Annotated in this window: 14 protein-coding genes; 13 read left to right on the top strand and 1 reads right to left on the bottom strand. The window is 35.1% G+C overall.

The genetic code is table 11. The features are described from left to right. Positions 1 to 37: 37 nt before the first annotated feature. The 6 genes from dltC (at position 38) to NFR82_RS01505 (ending at position 5,356) form a co-directional block, all read left to right on the top strand. Positions 38 to 277 carry a D-alanine--poly(phosphoribitol) ligase subunit DltC gene (gene dltC / locus NFR82_RS01480; RefSeq protein ID WP_251716382.1) on the top strand — a complete coding sequence of 80 codons (240 nt, stop codon included), beginning with the start codon at positions 38 to 40 and terminating at the stop codon, positions 275 to 277. Next, positions 270 to 1,559 carry a D-alanyl-lipoteichoic acid biosynthesis protein DltD gene (dltD, locus tag NFR82_RS01485; RefSeq protein WP_251716383.1) on the top strand — a complete coding sequence of 430 codons (1,290 nt, stop codon included), beginning with the start codon at positions 270 to 272 and terminating at the stop codon, positions 1,557 to 1,559. The genes dltC and dltD overlap by 8 nt, the downstream gene beginning before the upstream one ends. Further along, positions 1,559 to 2,527: a serine hydrolase domain-containing protein gene (locus NFR82_RS01490; protein ID WP_251716384.1), complete on the top strand. Its 969-nt coding sequence runs from the start codon at positions 1,559 to 1,561 to the stop codon at positions 2,525 to 2,527. The genes dltD and NFR82_RS01490 overlap by 1 nt, the downstream gene beginning before the upstream one ends. Before the next feature lie 278 nt (positions 2,528 to 2,805). After that, entirely contained in the window at positions 2,806 to 3,534 is a 729-nt protein-coding gene (locus NFR82_RS01495; RefSeq protein WP_251716385.1) for a DUF975 family protein, read from the top strand. Positions 3,535 to 3,749: 215 nt separating this feature from the next. Continuing rightward, positions 3,750 to 4,019, top strand: a complete 270-nt coding sequence (locus tag NFR82_RS01500; RefSeq protein ID WP_251716386.1) for a hypothetical protein — start codon at positions 3,750 to 3,752, stop codon at positions 4,017 to 4,019. 140 nt (positions 4,020 to 4,159) lie between these two features. Then, complete coding sequence (locus NFR82_RS01505) at positions 4,160 to 5,356, top strand: CPBP family intramembrane glutamic endopeptidase (RefSeq protein WP_251716387.1); 1,197 nt, start codon at positions 4,160 to 4,162, stop codon at positions 5,354 to 5,356. 93 nt (positions 5,357 to 5,449) lie between these two features. Here the strand turns inward: NFR82_RS01505 and NFR82_RS01510 are convergent, their stop codons facing one another. Continuing rightward, positions 5,450 to 5,683 carry a hypothetical protein gene (locus NFR82_RS01510; RefSeq protein WP_251716388.1) on the bottom strand — a complete coding sequence of 78 codons (234 nt, stop codon included), beginning with the start codon at positions 5,681 to 5,683 and terminating at the stop codon, positions 5,450 to 5,452. Positions 5,684 to 5,766: 83 nt separating this feature from the next. Here NFR82_RS01510 and NFR82_RS01515 point away from each other — a divergent pair, with 83 nt between their 5' ends. The 7 genes from NFR82_RS01515 to NFR82_RS01545 all read left to right on the top strand — a co-directional run bounded on the left by NFR82_RS01515 (position 5,767) and on the right by NFR82_RS01545 (position 15,320). Beyond that, positions 5,767 to 7,062: a PTS transporter subunit EIIC gene (locus NFR82_RS01515; protein WP_251716389.1), complete on the top strand. Its 1,296-nt coding sequence runs from the start codon at positions 5,767 to 5,769 to the stop codon at positions 7,060 to 7,062. After that, the gene (locus tag NFR82_RS01520) at positions 7,052 to 7,960 is read left to right on the top strand and encodes an alpha/beta hydrolase (RefSeq protein ID WP_251716390.1); all 909 of its coding nucleotides are present in this window, start codon (positions 7,052 to 7,054) and stop codon (positions 7,958 to 7,960) included. Before NFR82_RS01515 ends, NFR82_RS01520 begins: the two co-directional genes overlap by 11 nt. A gap of 377 nt (positions 7,961 to 8,337) precedes the next feature. Continuing rightward, positions 8,338 to 10,440 carry an ATP-dependent Clp protease ATP-binding subunit gene (locus NFR82_RS01525; RefSeq protein WP_251716391.1) on the top strand — a complete coding sequence of 701 codons (2,103 nt, stop codon included), beginning with the start codon at positions 8,338 to 8,340 and terminating at the stop codon, positions 10,438 to 10,440. Between the two features lie 167 nt (positions 10,441 to 10,607). Continuing rightward, complete coding sequence (locus tag NFR82_RS01530) at positions 10,608 to 11,975, top strand: amino acid permease (protein ID WP_251716392.1); 1,368 nt, start codon at positions 10,608 to 10,610, stop codon at positions 11,973 to 11,975. 95 nt (positions 11,976 to 12,070) lie between these two features. After that, positions 12,071 to 13,447 carry an amino acid permease gene (locus NFR82_RS01535; RefSeq protein WP_251716393.1) on the top strand — a complete coding sequence of 459 codons (1,377 nt, stop codon included), beginning with the start codon at positions 12,071 to 12,073 and terminating at the stop codon, positions 13,445 to 13,447. Between the two features lie 200 nt (positions 13,448 to 13,647). Continuing rightward, the gene (locus tag NFR82_RS01540; protein WP_251716394.1) at positions 13,648 to 14,451 is read left to right on the top strand and encodes a CPBP family intramembrane glutamic endopeptidase; all 804 of its coding nucleotides are present in this window, start codon (positions 13,648 to 13,650) and stop codon (positions 14,449 to 14,451) included. A gap of 137 nt (positions 14,452 to 14,588) precedes the next feature. Next, on the top strand, positions 14,589 to 15,320 hold the full coding sequence (locus tag NFR82_RS01545) for a gamma-glutamyl-gamma-aminobutyrate hydrolase family protein (RefSeq protein WP_251716395.1): 732 nt from the start codon (positions 14,589 to 14,591) through the stop codon (positions 15,318 to 15,320). Positions 15,321 to 15,325 lie beyond the last annotated feature (5 nt).

Genomic DNA, 15,325 nt, shown 5'->3' on the forward strand with positions numbered 1-15,325 from the left:
ATGAAAAAAATAGTTTTAGTTTGAGAGGTTTTTAAAAATGGATACAAAGACAGAAGTTTTAGATATTTTAAATGAATTAACTGGCGAAGATTTATCAGAAAACATGGACACTAACATCTTTGAAGATGGTTTACTTGACTCAATGGCAAGTGTTCAAATGCTTTTAAGCTTACAAGAAAAATTTGGTATTGATGTACCAGTTTCAGAATTTGATCGTTCAGAATGGGATACTCCAAACAAGATTATTGCAAAGGTGGAAAGCTTAGAAAATGAATAATAAACGCCGACTGTGGCAAATTTTTGGCCCAGTTCTTTGCGCTTTTATTTTATTGGTAGCAGTATTTTTGTTTCCTTGGGAACGTACTTTTTCAAAGGATACCATTTATGAAGCGGCTAATTCACAAACAAACACTGTCTTTAAGGGTGTAAAGCTTAAGCAAGAAGCCTTTAAGGGTGAATATGTACCATTTTATGGTTCAAGTGAATTGTCAAGAATGGATCCTCTTCACCCAAGTATTATTGCGGACAAATATAACCGTAATTATCGACCATTTCTTCTTGGTGGGCCAGGTAGTCAAAGTTTGGCTCAATTTATCGGGATGCAAGGTACTAGCAAGGAGCTTAAGAACAAGAAGGCTGTAGTTATCATTTCGCCACAATGGTTTACCAAACAAGGGCAAGATCCACAGGCTTTCGATCTCTACTATTCACCACTTCAAACTGCTATGTTCTTGCTTAAGGCTAAGAATAGCGTGGCAGATCGTTATGCAGCTAAGCGTATCTTAGATATGCCATCTGTTAAGAGTGGTGTAATTAAAGATGGTCTTAAGAAGGTTGCTAATGGAGAAAAGTTATCAGGTTGGGATCGTTTCTTACTTGAAAATAAAGTAAGAGTTTTAACCAATGAAGATAATTTCTTCAGTACTTTCCAAGTTCGTGATCGTATTGAAAAGATCAAGAAGAGAGAGAAGCTTCTTCCTGATGACTATTCAGTTAAAGCGTTGAAGAAAGTTGCAGATGAACAAGCTGAAATTCATACTAATTCAAATAATTTAGGAATCGACAATACTTTCTATCGTAATCGTTTACCTAAGAAGGTATTGAAGAAACTCAAGGGCAGTCAAAAGAACTTTGATTACACTAAGTCACCTGAATATGCGGACTTTGAATTAATGTTGACCCAGTTTGCTAAGCAACACACTAACGTACTATTTGTGATTCCACCAATTAACGCTAAGTGGATGAAGTATACTGGTTTATCATCAAAGATGTATCAGGAATCTGTTGCTAAGATGGAAAGACAACTTACTAGTCAAGGTTTTGAAAATATCCTTGATTTATCAAAGGATGGTGCTCAAAAGTACTTCATGCAAGATACTATCCACCTTGGCTGGAACGGTTGGCTTGCAATGGATCAAGCTGTAAGACCATTTATGGAATTGCCAAATCGTCCTTACAACTATGATTTAGATAATTACTATTTCTCAAAGAAATGGCAAAATAAGACTGGTGTAAAGTCAATCAACTTAGCTAATAAAAATTATTTAAAAGACAAGTAGTGCGACATGCTATTGACCGATTGAAGATCAAGGGCTCTGTGCTTGTGGTTAAGCATGGTAAGCCATGGTTAAAGTATGCAACGGCCAATAAGGCTGACACTAGTTATTTGATTAACTCTGTTCAAAAATCAATGACTGCTGCGATGGTTATGCGAGAAGTTCAAAAGGGGAAGATCAAGCTGGATGATCCTCTTAGCAAGTATCTACCAGATATTCCTGGATCAACTGATGTCAAAATTAGTAATTTGCTTAATATGACTTCTGGTCTCAACCTTGATAAGGGCGAAAAATTAGGTACAGAGAACTTTATCTCTGATGAAGATAATCTGAAGGCCGATATGTCTAAGACGGTCTACAATCCTAATATGCTTAATAAGTGGCATTATTCATCTGTTAACTACGTTTATTTATGTGGCATTCTTTCAAAGGTTGAAAAGAAGAGCTATGAAGAACTTTTCAGACAGACATATATTGAGCCGCTAAAGCTAGAGCATACGGAATTTCTGTGGGCAAATCGTAACAAGCTTGAAGATAGCAATTGGGTTCCTGGTTATGTCAAGTTGAGCAATGGTAAATATGCCTCAGTTTCTTATGAAAAGGCTGTTGCCGATGCTCATGATGAACTTGGTGCTGGATCAATTGTAATGTCGAATCAGGATTTAGCTGATACTATTGATTACATTTTGCGTGGTAGTTTATTGACTAAAGAGAGTCGAAAAATTTTATTTAAGGGTAAGGCTCCTAAGTACTATAATGGTGGTTTTTATAATCTTAAAAATTATAAAGTCGCTAATGGTGCTGGTGAAGGTTATTATACTTTCTTGAGAACTACCCATGGTGGTAAGGAAATGATTATAATTCAAAGTAATCATACCGCACCAAAAAGATTCTTTAAGACTAGAAATAAAGTAAATCAAATAATGTCATTAATGCTTAATATTGAAATGGCAGAAAGAATAGGTTTATAATCTATTCTTTTTTAATAGCTAAATGCAAGTAAAACTATTGTGTTTTAGCCATTGCAATGCTAATATAAACACTGTACCATCACTAGAAAGTTATTCATTTTCTCCGGTAGCGAAAATGTTATCTTCTATATGTGGTCAGTTTGATGGTATACACTGTGTGAGCCTAGTTCCGTTGTCGGAATTAGGCTTTTTTGATACTGAAAATTTGGTATAATGCTTTATGTATTGTGCTTAAATGGATATAACAAAAGATTATTTTGTTAATTGGAGGATAAAGTATGAACAGAAAAGAATTGAAGCAGGCTTCTAAGGATCAACTTAAAGGCAATTGGGTATGGGCAGTTTTATTGTCATTTGTCGCATGGTTAATTACATACCTAGTAAGTGATCTTATGTATTTTATTAATAATCATAACGACCGTGTATATAACTACTTTAAGTTTAGTCAAGGCCAACTTACTGCTGCCCAAGTTACAGATCCTGGAACATTTTCAAGTATTTTGAATTTTGTTTCTGCAATTGTTGCTATTATGATTGCTTGGGGTCTTGCTTACACTATTTTGACTTTTAGAGATACTGGCAATAAGGTTAATGTCTTTTCAGGAATTTTTAGTGCATTTACTGGTAATAAGTTCACTTCATCATTCCTAACATCACTTTTGACAATGATTTTTACTTTCTTGTGGTCTTTATTATTCTTTATTCCTGGTATCGTTAAAGCATATGCATATTCAATGACTCCCTATATTATGAAGGATATGTACGATGCAGGTCACAAGATGACTGCTACTGAAGCTATTACTGAAAGCCGTAAACTTATGAATGGTCATAAGACTGACTTGTTTGTCCTTGATCTTAGCTTCATTGGTTGGTGCCTTCTTGGTTTCATTACTTTAGGAATTGGTTTCCTTTGGATTACTCCATACATTAATCAAACTAAAGCAAACTTCTATCGTAAACTTGCTGGTGACAAATTTAAGCAAGCCCCTGCTAAAACTGAAGAATAATTAAGAAAGGCTAAATTTCCTAGGATAGAGGAGAATTTAGTATGAAAATAGTACCGTTTTTTGTATAATGCTTATTAATACGAAAGGCGGTATTTTTATATGGAAAAGAAGAAGGAAAAACCGAAGCCTCCGGCTAAGACTTATACAGATTTAGAAGTACGTGGAGAAAAAAGTGAAAAACTGCCTCCACGCGATGCGAAAGACGGGTGGAAATAATGGTTGAACTTACTTTTACCCCTCTAGCAAAAGACAAATATGAAGGCCTGACTGGTTCACAACGATACTTTGTGGATCAAGGTCTAGATGATTTAAAACGAGATAATAACGATTTCGTTCGCCATGTTGTAAACACCGAACTTGGGATGACGATCACCTTTGAGCGGACTAATAGCATGATTTTGGTTACTGATATTCTACATGATTCATATCAAAATACGCAGAATTATCAAGATGCTCAAAAGCGCATGAACGATTGGAATAATTAATTGGCAGCCGAAGGGCTGTCTTTTTTATGGAAAATTTTGCGCCAACTACTTTTTATTTTGACCGAATTTGAATTTTAAAATCTTTGCCTCTTACTCTTAGATGATGAGATAATTAATTTATCTTGGGGGGATTAGATTATATGAAAGAAAAAATAGCGGATATTTGGATTCGAATAGAACTAATTCTTGTTTTGATTAGTACATCTATCATTTTATTAAGTACTTTAGGAACCAAAACGAGTTCACAGTATATAATTATAATTTTTATTGTCTTCTTCATCGTTTTAATGGCAGTGATTTTTAACTTTTTACGTCATCGTGGACGGAAGCTGATGGTGGTCAGTCGCTGGTTAGATATTGTTACTATTCCGCTTATTTTAAGTGGAATTTGGGCAATTGTAGTCACTTTTGCTATGGAAAATAAGAACACACAATGGTTAGTGGCCATAGTAAGCTATGTAATTTTGTTTGTTATGTTCTTGCCAATTGTTAAAGTTGATTTTGGAAGAGTTACAAATACCATCGGTCGAATTATTGTGGCAGTGATTTTGATGGAATCCTTTTTGACGACCGAAAGTGTATCGTTCAAAAGCAGCAGTAACTTCTGGTTTACCGTATTTAATACAGGGACAATTTCAGCGTCAATCTGTTTTATATTAGGAATGTTGATAGCTAGGGAATGGGGCTTTGATCTGAATCCTAACCTTGAATGGTTGAAGAGCCCTAACTTTTCTTATCTTAGCCTGGGTATTCTGTTTGTAGTGCAAGCTTGGTATATCTTTTGGAATGCATATGGTATTGATAGTGATAACCTATTAACAACTATATTTGGTATTGAGCTTCATAAGTTTACTTTTTCGTGGCCAGCACTTCTTAGACCTATTGAGGCAGGAATACTTGAAGAAACATTTAGATATCTGCTGATAATTTCATTAATTGTTGGATTGAAAAAATTTAAATTTCGTTTACAGCTGACTGTGGTGATTAGTTCATTAATCTTTGGTGCGATGCATATTGGCAATGTTGGTGAGCAAAAGCTAAACGCAACAATTGGTCAAATTTGTTTTGCGGCTGCTTCAGGACTAATATTTGGAATAATTTATTTGTATACTGGTAAATTATGGCTATCAATGATTACACATTTTGCTCTAGACTTTTTAGCATTTTCTCAGCCTGGAGGATTAGATCCAATAGTTTGGAATGGGAGTGTAGGCGATTGGCTAAATTTGTCTGTTTCAATCATAATTCCAGTTGTTTTAGCTACTTGGATGATGACAGGAAGACGAAAACTAGTAATGGAAGAAAATATTGAGCGTTTGTTAGCGCGGAGAAATTAATATGAAAGAAAAAAGTAGATCATTTACGCTATATTGGCGAGATGGTCTACTTTTTCTTTTTATAAAAAATAAAAGGCGAATCGCCTTTTACTATTAAATATTCCAATGACTTTGAATACTATTTTGAATATATTCATCCAAGTATTTAGAAGAATCGTCGCCTTTATTCTTCAAAGCTTCTCTAACTTCCTTTGAAGTAAGGCGCTTTTTAATGTAATAAAGTAAAGCATCATTAGCTAATTCATTGAAGTCATCTTCAGTTGCTTCTAAATATTTATTTACTAATTGATCAACATCATCATTTAATTCTATTTTTCTTTTTGACATAATTTCACCCTCGTTTAACCATTCTAATTATATCATTTAAAGGTATAATGAGGCTAAAACATAGTTCATATGGAGATAAAATTATGCTTGATCAAATTGTAAAGACACTCTCGTGGATAAGAGAAAAATCATTTTTTATAGTAGTGCAAAGAACATTTGTGATGCTGATGCCAATTGCAACCATTGGGGCATTTTTTCAAGTTCTAAAAAATGGAATCTTTTCACCGGATAGTTTAATCTATAATATTTTTAACTTTGATAGTGTAATGTCGGATCAATTCTGGAATATCGGCAATGCTGTAAGTACTGGAATGGTGAGAGTCACACTAGGGATGTTCGGAATCTATGTGGCATATTTTGCGGCAGTACAAACTGCACGCTTATACCGTAAGGATGCCACAATGGCTGGAGTAGCCGCTGTAATTGTAATCACGTTTTGTGCCTTCTTAAGTGGTGCAGATAGTGAAAAAGAAATCCAAGCATTAATTTACTCCCGAGTTTTGAATATTAATGGAATACTTTTCGCAATTATTATCGGTTATTTTGTTGGACAAATTTTTCACTTCTTTGGCAAAGATCATGTCCATATCAAAAATGAAAATTACAATACAATTCGTCATCGGGCATGGAATACCTTTATTCCAACCTTAATTTCGATTGTTGGCGGTTTGATTTTGGGGCTAGTAATTTATTATTTCAAGATTAAATTGATGGATTCCTTATATCTAAAAGGCTTAATTTCCAGTCTCCATAATTCAAATGATTTGAAAGTAATTGTACCTGTAACGATACTTGCGACCTTATTATGGTGGGCAGGAATCGGTTATCCGTTACAATCGATGATAACGACCTCAAATAGTGCAGCCGCAATGGCTAATATGAATGCTGCTTTACGTCATGGAAGTGCGAGTGTTCCTTATAAGTATTTGGGAAGTTCACTTGTGCAGGCTTACGGCTGGATGGGTAACGCTTGTATTGCGCTAAGTTTAATTGTGGTGATTTTATTGTTCACACATGAAAAGGACCTTGAAAAAATCGCAAAAATGAACATCTTTCAGGTTGCCTTTGGGTCTACTCAAGGTCTAACAATTGGGCTACCAATAATTCTTAACCCGTTATATTTATTACCAGTAGTTTTTATTCCAGCTATCAATGAATTAATTGCTGCAGCAGCAATTTCAATGAAGATAATTGTACCGAGTGTTTATCCGGTTCTTCGCGGAACACCTGGAATTTTGATTTCGTTTTTTGGATCTAACGGTAATTGGTCCTGCTTCATCTTTACTATATTATTGTTTATTTTAGATATTTTGATCTTGCTTCCAGCAATAGTTATTGGTCAAAGAATCAATTTGGAGTTGATAAAACATGGCAAATAAACAAAAAATGATTTTTAATAAAAAGAACATTAAATGGCTGATAATTTTATTTGCAATTTTGTTTGCCTTATCGATTCCGGCCTTTTCTTGGATGAAGAAGACCAATCATGATCGTGAACAAAGACATAAAGCAATCTTGTCACCAGTAGTTATGGTGCCGGGGTCTAGCGCAACTGTAGATAGATTTAACCCTTTAATTAAAAAGTTGAACAAAAATAATTCACATCCTCATAGTGTGTTAAAAGTTAAAGTTTCTCGCAGTGGAAAACTTTCCTATTCAGGTTCCATCAATCGTGGCGATAATGAGCCAATTATTGTAGTTGGCTTTGAGAATAACAGTGATGGTTATACCAATATTAAGCGTCAAGCAGGCTGGTTAAATACGGCCTTCAATCAACTTTCAGAAACTTATAAATTCAATAATTTCAAAGCCTTTGGTCATTCAAACGGTGGTCTTATCTGGACTTATTGGCTTGAACATTACTACTCCGATTATTCTTCTGAAATTAAGATGACACGGCTGATGACCCTGGCTTCACCATTTAACTTTAGTGAAGATAATATTAATCGAAAGACGCAAATGTTAAATGAATTTATTAAGTATAAGAAGCGTTTGCCTAAGAATTTGCGAGTTTATTCACTGACTGGTGGCAGAAGCTATGAATCTGATGGGATTGTTCCCGAAGCTAGTGTTGCTGCTGCTAAATATGTTTTCCAGAACCAAGTTAAGAGTTTCATGGAAATAACTGTTACTGGTGATAAGGCAGGACATTCAGATTTACCAGAAAATAACCAAGTAGTAAAGCTGATGAAGCAGTATTTGTTTAAGGCTGTTAAGCAAACTCCAGCGCCAGCCTTGAGCAAAGATAAGGATCGAAATAAGCAAGTCAATAAATAAATTATTTATTAAAAAAGTAAATTTAAGAAGCGTGGAAGCCTTTTCCATGCTTTTTTGTTTTGATCATGGTATAACAGAAATAGGCAGATTAACCGGACAGCTATATCTGTGGATAAAATTTGATTGATTCAATAAATTGTACCAAGATATTGGTTATCTTTAGAAAATCTTTATAATTTGTGAAGTTAATAAAACGTTGATATATAAGGATTTTTTGAAATGTTTTTATTAAATTCACAAAAAATAAAAGAAATTGTGGAAAACTTTCAAAAAAGTCTTGCACTCTGTGGATAACCTGCTATAATTGTAAATGTAATCGAGTTAGCACTCAATAAACTAGAGTGCTAACTTAGAAAAAAGTAAGGGAGTGTTGCAATATGGCAAACTTTAACAATGATTTTGATAGTTTATTTAACGAATTGAACAGTTCATTCTTCAATGATGGATTTGGATCTGGAAATACCCCATCTGGTACTTCATACTACTACAGCAGTAACGGATCTACTCCACAAACTGTTCAACAAGCTCCTACACAAAAGAAAGAAAAGCCAATCGGCATCGATTTGGTAGAACAAGCTAAGGACAATAAATACGACCCAGTTATTGGTCGTGATGAACAAATTGACAATGTCATCGAAATTTTATCAAGACGTAAGAAGAATAACCCAGTTTTAATTGGACCTGCTGGTGTTGGTAAGACTTCTATTGTAGAAGGCTTAGCACAAAGAATTGCAGAAGGTAACGTTCCAGCAAAGATGCAAGATATGCACATCATTTCTATTAATATTAACGATATGGTTGCAGGTTCAAGTCTTCGTGGTAGCTTCGAAGAGAAGTTAAAAGACGTAATTGACCAAGCAAAGAAGAATCCTAACATTGTTTTATTCATTGATGAATTACACAACATTGTAGGTGCAGGTTCAACTGACTCAGAAACAAACAACGGAGATGCTGCTAACATCTTGAAGCCAGCTCTTGCAAGTGGTGAAATTAAATTAATTGGTGCTACTACTACAAGTGAATTCCAAAGAATTGAAAAGGATCCAGCACTTGCTCGTAGATTCCAATCAGTTCAAGTTCCAGAACCAACAACTGATGTTGCTATTAAGATTTTGGAAGGACTTAAGAAGAAGTACGAAGAATATCACCACGTAAGATACACTGACGATGCTATTAAGCTCGCTGTTGAATTATCAGAAAGATACATTCAAGGTCGTTACTTACCAGATAAGGCTATTGACTTAATGGATGAAGCTGGTGCTAAGAAGGCTTTACTTGCTGAACCAGCTGATGAAAAGAGCCTTGAAACTAGAATTCAAGCCTTAGAAGCTAAGAAGCAAGAAGCTGCTAAGAATGAAGACTTTGATAAAGCTGGCGAAATTAAGAAACAATTAGATAAGCTTCACGCAGACCTTAAGAAGGCAGATAAAGCTGACACCCCAGTGGTAACTGAAAAGGATATTTACAAGATTATCGAACAAAAGACTAATATCCCAATGAGTGAACTTCACGCTGACGAAGCTAAGAAGAACTTAGACCTTGCTAAGAAGTTAAAGGAAGCTGTTATTGACCAAGACAAGGCAATCGATGTAATTACTGATGCTATTGCTCGTAAACAAGTCTTCAAGGACAGCGATAGACCAACAGGTTCATTCCTTCTTACTGGACCTACTGGTGTTGGTAAGACTGAACTTGCTAAGCAAATTGCTATTAACCTCTTTGGTAACAAGGATCACTTCATTCGTTTGGATATGTCTGAATACCAAGACGAAATGGCAGTTAACAAGTTAATCGGTTCTGCACCTGGTTATGTTGGCTATGGTGAAGGTGGTCAATTAACTGAAAAAGTTCGTCACCAACCATACAGCTTGATTTTGTTTGACGAAATCGAAAAGGCTAACCCACAAGTGTTTAATGCACTTCTTCAAATTCTTGATGATGGTCGTTTGACTGATGCTCAAGGTAGAACTGTTTCCTTCAAGGATACAATTTTAATCATGACTTCAAACGCAGGATTCTCAGACAAGTTACTTGAAAATGGTAAAGTTGATCAAGACAAGTTAATCTCAGCTCTTGAACACTACTTCAGACCTGAATTCTTGAACCGTTTGGACGCAATCGTACCATTCAACTCATTAAGTGAAGATGACATGGGTAAGATCATTGATATCTACCTTAAGAGAATGGAAAGCGTCTTAGCTAAGAAGGGTGTAGAAGTTGTAGTATCAGATGATGCTAAGAAAGTTTTAGCAAACAAGGGTTACGACAAGAAGTTCGGTGCTCGTCCACTTAGAAGAGTTGTTGAACAAGATCTTGAAACTCCAATTGCTAAACTTATCATGAGCGAACCTGATACTAAGAAGGTTGAATTTACCGCTGATAAGGATCACTTATACATGAACGGTGAATCAATCTTAGATTTAACTGAACCAGTAGAAGTTGCTGATGGCGAAGTTGAAGTTCCAAAAGAAGATAAGTAATTAGATTAATACGAAAGTTAAAAATACAGTAAAGCGAGTAGCTCGAAAAGAGCTATTCGCTTTTTTTGTTGTTAAAAATTTACTAAAAATAAAAAAATTTACTAATTGACCTTTTATGTTGCTATATCTTACAATAAGAAAAATACACTATTTTTAGGAGTGATTTAATGGATGAGAAAGAAACCCCAAAATTAAAGCGGGAGCTGAAAAGTCGTCATGTGACAATGATTGCTATCGGTGGAGCAATCGGAACAGGATTATTCTTAGGATCTGGTTCAGCGATTAAGGCTGCGGGACCAGCAATTATCTTATCTTATTTGGTCGTAGGGATTATTACTTTCTTTATGATGAGAGCACTCGGTGAGCTGATCTTAGCTGATAAGAGTCACCGTTCATTTTTAGATGCAATTAAGAAATATCTTGGACCAAGAGTAGAATTTGTGACTGGCTGGCTTTACTGGGCGTGTTGGCTTAGTTTAGCAATGGCTGATTTAACTGCAACAGGAATCTACTTGCGCTATTGGTTCCCAAATTTACCACAATGGGTTGGACCATTAATAATTATTGTTTTATTGATGTTAATCAATATGGTTAATGTTGGACTTTTTGGTGAGCTGGAATCATGGTTCTCAATGATTAAAGTTATCGCCATTGTTGCATTGGTTTTAACTGGTGTAATTTTGTTGCTATTTCATTCAAAAGTTGATGGAAATACTGTTTCATTAACTAACTTGGTAAGTCATGGAGGCTTTTTCCCTAAGGGAATCTGGGGCTTCTTCATGTCATTCCAAATGGTAGTCTTCGCCTTTGTCGGGATTGAAATCGTTGGATTAACTGCTGGTGAAACTGCTAATCCAGAAAAAGATATTCCTAAGGCAATCAATACTTTGCCAATCAGAATTGGACTTTTTTATATCGGTTCAATGCTTGCGATCATGTCTATTTATCCATGGGATCATGTGAAGGCAAGTTCAAGTCCATTCGTACAGGTCTTTAGTGCAATTGGAGTTTTAGGAGCTGCTGGAATTTTGAACTTTGTAGTTTTAACAGCTGCTATTTCTGCAACCAATAGTTGTATCTTTTCAACTAGTCGTTCGCTTTATTCACTTGCTCGTAATGGTCATGCACCTAAGTTCTTGAGTAAGTTGACTAAGAAGGCTATTCCTAATAATGCCTTGATTTTCTCATCTTTAATCTTATTAATTGTTGTCATTCTTAATTATATTATGCCAGCAAGTATCTTTGAACTGGTTTCAACAGTGTCGACAATTAACTTTATTATTGTTTGGCTAATGATTATGTGTGCTCATCTTGTATATCGGAGAAAAAATAAGGAAGTTAAGTCAGACTTTCAAATGCCGGGATTCCCATTTACTAGTTATCTCACCATTATCTTCTATCTTGGAATTTTGGTAATTTTATTATTTATTCCGGCTACTAAGATCCCAGTTATTATTTCATTAATTTTTGCAGGAATTTTGTACTTACTTTTCGGCTTGATTGATAAGGCTAAAGCAAATAAAGAAAATTCTTAGAAAAATATGAAAATATTTAATTTATCAGGTATAATGGGATAAGTTAAACACAATTTGCAAATAGTTACTATTTGTCAAAAAGGGGAGAGTGAGAAATGAGTAAGAAGCATAAAGCGCCTGAGCTTAAGCGTTCGATGACTGCTGGCCAAATGGAAATGATTTCTCTTGGTGGAGCAATCGGGGTTGGACTCTTTATGGGATCAGCTTCGACGATTAAGTGGACTGGCCCTTCAGTATTACTTGCTTATATTTTCGTTGGATTAATTTTATATATTGTTATGAGAGCTTTGGGAGAGATGCTATACGTCGATCCAGGGACAGGATCATTTGCAGATTATGCATCTAACCATGTTCACCCAATTGCTGGTTACTTAGCTGAATGGGCTAATGTCTTTCAATACGTTGTTGTAGGTATTTCTGAAGTTGTGGCAACAACTGAGTACTTACGCTTTTGGTGGCCGAACACCTCGGACTGGATTGCAGGGGTAATTATTATTGCCTTCTTATTAGTTGCTAACTTAGTTAGTGCTAAGGCCTATGCAACACTAGAGTTCTGGTTCTCAATGGTCAAGGTAGTTACAATTATCTTGATGATCATTTTGGGATTCTTAGTAATTTTGTTTGGTTTCGGTAATGGCGGTCATCCAATCGGCTTTTCTAACTTGTGGAAAAACGGAGGATTTTTTACCGGCGGACTTAAAGGATTCTTATTCTCGATGGCAATCATCGTTGGATCTTATCAAGGAATTGAGTTAATTGGGATTTCCGCTGGGGAAGTTGCTAACCCACAAGAAGCAGTGGTTAAGAGTGTTAAGTCAGTTTTATGGCGAATCTTAATCTTCTATGTAGGTGCAATTTTCGTTATCGTTACGATCTATCCATGGAATAAGTTAGGTAGCATAGGCTCACCATTCGTTACTACTTTTGCTAAAGTTGGTATTACTGCGGCTGCATCTGTGATTAACTTTGTTGTTTTAACGGCGGCTCTTTCAGGTGCTAATTCTGGTATTTATTCATCAAGTAGAATGCTCTATAAACTTGCTCATGAAGGTGAAGCACCTAAGACCTTCAAGTATGTATCTAAGCACATTGTTCCAAGTCATGCTATCTGGGGAATTACTGGAGGAATCTTTATTGGTTTTATGATCAATGTGATTTTGCAATACTTAAATAATTCCTTGTCTAATATCTTTGTCATTGTGTATAGTTCATCTGTTCTTCCAGGGATGGTTGCATGGTTTGTGATCTTGTTAGCAGAACTTCGCTTTAGAAAAAACAATTCAGACTTGATGAAGAAACATCCATTTAAATTGCCACTATACCCATATTCGAACTACTTTGCATTGATTATGCTAACCATCATTGTAATTTTCATGTTTATTAATCCTGAGACAAGAGTTTCAGTAATTGTTGGTGCAGCAGTATTGATTATTGCGGCATTGACGTATGTGATTAAATATCGAAATAAATAAATTAAACATCGCAGGTATTGGCTTGCGATGTTTTTGTTTGGACCAGAAAAATATTAAAATATAGAGAAATAGAATGGAAAACTTTGAAGAAGTGTCGAGTTCATACTTTGACACACTTTTAATGCAGATTATTTTGTAATAGTATATTATCTAATAAATAAGCTATAAATTTAATCATGTTTAATAGAGGGATAGGATGAATGGAATCAAATAACTATTACTTAGCCTTGGGCGATGAAGTAGATCTTGATAATAAACAAAAGGTTACTAAGTCTGCAATTAAACTTTTAATTGTAGATATTGTTTTGCAAATCTGTTATCTGGGTTATCCGCTTATTGCAAAACTCTTCACCAGTCAGATTATTAGATTACTTATTATTTTTGGCTTTACAGTTTTTTTCGGTATATTTGCTAACTATTTTGCTTTAACCAATAAAGTATTTAATAAGCGTTTAAAGCAAGGAAAAGTAATTGGACTCACAATTGTTTTCTTTTTCCTTCTTGCGATTATAGTACTTATGGATTTTATTTATAAGAGTAAGATGCTTCATATGTCAGCTTTCAAGGTTATTGGGATTATCATCGTCGCTTTAAACGCAGCTATTTGTGAAGAGTATCTTTTCAGAGGAATTTTGTTTAATGATATTTTGCTCGCTTTGCATAAAAATAAATACGGTATTTTCTGGGCAGCAAGTATCTCATCACTTTTCTTTTCAATGATTCATTTGTTCAATTTGACTCATCAACCATTAATTTCTACTATTGGACAAATGATCTTTGCGTTCAATTTAGGACTGATGCTATGTTACTTGCGGTTAATTTCTAATGCAATGATTTGGGGGATTTTACTACACTTTTGGCAAGATATGAGTCCACAAATTGCGACTAGTAATTTTGGTAATTCACATGTTTTAGATGTAATTATAGTAAATGGACCAGTTATAATTTTTATGTTAGTGACAATCTTTGCTTTTAACAGGAGATATTTAAATCTAAGAAAATAATTAAGCAACGTGGGAAAAACCTACGTTGTTTTTGTATACACCCAAGTTAACCCAGCTTAAAATTATTTTTATGTACAATCACGGTTAATTTATTTATAATGTTATGTGAACAAAAAGTAAGTAAAGGAGAGATTGAAATGACTAAACCAATTATTGGAATTTCCGGTTCCGAAATTATCGATGATGGCGGTATTTTCCCTGGTTACCACCGCAGTTACGTAAACGAAGATTATGTTGACTCAGTTGTTCAAAACGGCGGAGTACCATTTATTATTCCATTTACTGAAGATGATGAAGTAATTAAAATGCAACTCGAACACGTGAATGGTTTGATCTTGTCAGGCGGTCATGATGTTGATCCTCATCTCTATGGTGAAGAACCTGAACAAAAGATTGGTGCAACTTGGCCAGCACGTGACCATTTCGATATGCGTCTGCTTAAATTAGCTGAAGAAAAAGGTATTCCGGTACTTGGTATCTGTCGCGGGATGCAAATCATTAATGTTGCACATGGCGGTAAGTTATATCAAGATCTTTCTTACAGATCAGAACATACATTGAAGCATATGCAAGGTCATACTCCAAGCCTTCCAACTCATGGAATGAAGGTTGTTGAAGGTAGTAAGCTTGCTGAAGTATTGGGTAAGACAGAATTTCTTGTTAACTCTTTCCACCACCAAATTGTGAAGGCAGTTGCGCCTGATTTAATTGAAGTTGCAACTGCTCCAGATGGTGTGCCAGAAGGAATTGAAAACAAGGAAGGTACTGTTCTGGGGGTACAATGGCATCCAGAAATGCTTCATCGTAATAAGAATGTCGACTTTATGAATAATCTCTTTAAGTGGGTTATTGATGAAGCTAATAATTAGATAGG

This window comes from Lactobacillus agrestimuris, assembly GCF_943193025.1.
Lineage (GTDB): Bacteria > Bacillota > Bacilli > Lactobacillales > Lactobacillaceae > Lactobacillus > Lactobacillus agrestimuris.